Origin of the sequence: Chthonomonas sp., from assembly GCF_035294165.1 — a bacterium.
Classification (GTDB): domain Bacteria; phylum Armatimonadota; class Chthonomonadetes; order Chthonomonadales; family Chthonomonadaceae; genus Chthonomonas.
In genome coordinates, this window is sequence record NZ_DATGLN010000225.1 from 1 (window position 1) to 2645 (window position 2645).

Consider the following 2645-nt stretch of genomic DNA (forward strand, 5'->3'; position numbering starts at 1 on the left):
GCCGCGTTTAACACGGTGGAGTTTGCACTCCGCGAAAACAATACCGGCTCGTTTCCACGCGGTCTGGCTATGATGTTGCGCGCGCTCACCGTGTGGCTCTACGGAGGCGACCCCATCGCGGCTCTTGCCTTCGAGCAACCGCTCGCCGAACTGCGTGAAAAGGTGGCAGAGGGCGGCTTCTTCGAGGGGCTTATCCGGCAGTATCTCCTCTCCAACCCGCACCGCACTACCGTGTTGCTTGAACCCGACCCGGAGCTTGACAGAAAACGTGAAGAGAAGGAGCGCGCTCGTCTGCGCCATACATTAGCCCAAATGAGCGACGCCGAAAAAGAGCAGGTCATTGCTAATACGCAGCGGTTAAAAGAGTTTCAAACGACCCCCGATCCGCCTGAGGTGCTGGCCACCATTCCCACTCTTCACCTTGAAGACCTTGAACGCCACACCAAAGCGGTTCCTATCGAGGTGCTTGAGAGCCGTGGTGTTCCCGTGTTCTACCACGATCTCTTCACCAACGGAGTGCTCTATTTCGACATAGGCTTCGACCTGCACACGTTGCCACAGGAGCTGCTTCCTTACCTCGGTCTCTTTGGGCGAGCCTTGTTAGAAACAGGCACCGAGAAGGAGGATTTTGTGCGCCTCACGCAGCGCATCGGGCAAAAGACAGGCGGCATCTACCAAACGCTGCTGCTCTCTTCCCGCCGAAACGACACACGCAGCGCGGCCTGGTTCATTTTGCGAGGTAAGGCCACACCGGCCAACGCATCAGAGCTGCTAGCCATTCTACAAGATGTGCTGCTTACCGCCCGTCTGGACGATAAAGAGCGCATTCTTCAGATGGCGCTTGAAGAGAAAGCGCAACTGGAATCACGGCTGGCTCCGGCCGGATCGGGGTTCATTGTACGTCGCCTTCGTGCCCAGTTTTCCGAGGCGGATATGGTTTCGGAGCTTGTTGGCGGTATTAGCTATCTCTTTTTCCTCCGCTGGCTGCTCTCCGCCATAGAGATGGAGTGGCAGACGATCCGCGAAAACTTCGAGCGTATTCGCTCGCTGCTTCTTCAACGTGATGCCATGATAGCTAACGTTACCGTTGATGAGACCCACTGGCTACAGTTCCAGCCCCAACTTGAGGCGTTTTTGGCCAGCCTTCCCGAAGGAAGCAAAGAGAGGGCGCAGTGGAAGCCCGTCTTTACCCCGCACAACGAGGGCTTTACGATTCCTGGACAGGTTAACCATGTTGGAATGGCCTTCAACCTGTATGCCGCAGGCTATGAGGAGCATGGCTCTGTGCTGCCCATTCAAAACTATCTCAATACAACCTATCTATGGGAGCGCATCCGCATGGAGGGTGGCGCCTATGGAGCGGGCTGTGGGCTTGACAGACTGTCGGGCATCTTCGCTTTTTCGTCTTATCGGGACCCGAACCTGTTACAAACGCTCAATCATTTTGAGGGCGCCATCCATTTCCTAAGAGAGGCCGAGATAAGCGATATGGAGCGCGAGCGCGCCATCATCGGGGCCATCGGCGATCTCGACGCCTATCAGTTACCCGATGCAAAAGGCTACTCTTCCATGGTGCGGCAACTGGTGGGGATCACCGAAGAAGACCGTCAGCGTTTTCGTGAAGAGGTTCTCTCGACGACGGCGGCAGATTTCCGTCGCTTTGGCGAGGCACTCGCAGAGGCCAGCCGTAACTCCGTGGTCGGTGTGGTAGGCCCTAAGGAGCGCATCGAGGCGGCCAATGCAGAAAAGCCGGGCCTTTTCGAGATTGTTCCCGTGCTTTGACGCCAAAAGGAAAGCTCCCCCAGAGTTTTTGACAAAAACTCTGGGGGAGTTGTGCTAAATGCAGGAAAACGGTCTCCACAAGACGAACTTAGATTATATGGCAAGGGGAAGCAAAGCGTTGCTACGCTCCTGTTTGTCGTTTCTTAGCGGCTTTCAAGCCCCCAAGACGGCCTATCGCCGCCATGTGGGTGCGATCTTGAGCAACGCGCTGTCCCCCTTTGCGCCCTATCTCGGCCATATGGGAGCGGTCTTCGGCTATCTTCAGGCCTCCCTTTTGGCCAGCCTTAGCATGGCCTTCGGGATCGCCAAACCATCCGCGCCCGCGCGATTTCGAGGTAGAGGATGGCACGTCGCCGATGGTGTTCGGTGTGGCGATTTCGTTCATAGTGTCGGTAATCATGGTACTGCTCCTGCTTTTAGTAAATGAGTGAGTGAAAGGCTGTATAAGCCTATGGCTTTCTGCCGGTGCCATAGACTTCCTCACTCAATAGAAATGACGTTTCTACAGGAGCATTCTGTTCGGCTCCTTGATTAAGGTACGATTAAGAAGAGAGGCCGAAAGGGGACAAAACGATGAAACGCTTGTGGGTTATCGCACCGGTGGGGGTACTGCTCGTAGCTTGGCTAGGAATTCGCTGCCTTAATGCCCATTGGGCTCCTGCGACGGATGAACTGCCCGACCTCAATCAGTGGCCACCAGACGCGCAGACGGTAGCGCATCAATTGGCATCGGAGAAGGACATGGCAAAGAAGCGTGCTCTTTTTGCCAGCTTGCTTACCTCGCGATTTCGTGATAGGCCCGATGCCATTGCCATTCGCGTCTCTTGGACAAATCCCAACACCATTAAACTCTGCTGCCCGGC

At 55.6% G+C, this 2645-nt stretch carries 2 protein-coding genes and 1 pseudogene; 2 read left to right on the plus strand and 1 reads right to left on the minus strand.

Annotated features, from left to right (window positions below; translation table 11 throughout):
* Nucleotides 1–1782: pseudogene (locus VKV29_RS12905) on the plus strand (peptidase M16); the annotation flags it as partial.
* Between the two features lie 121 nt (nt 1783–1903).
* On the opposite strand, the gene VKV29_RS12910 reads toward VKV29_RS12905, so the two are convergent.
* A complete protein-coding gene (locus VKV29_RS12910; protein ID WP_324201724.1) occupies nt 1904–2182 on the minus strand; it encodes a hypothetical protein in 279 nt (92 codons plus the stop codon).
* Between the two features lie 173 nt (nt 2183–2355).
* Between VKV29_RS12910 and VKV29_RS12915 the strand changes: the two genes are divergently transcribed.
* Nucleotides 2356–2645, plus strand: a 290-nt coding sequence (locus VKV29_RS12915) for a hypothetical protein (protein ID WP_324201725.1), incomplete at its 3' end; no start/stop codon positions are given.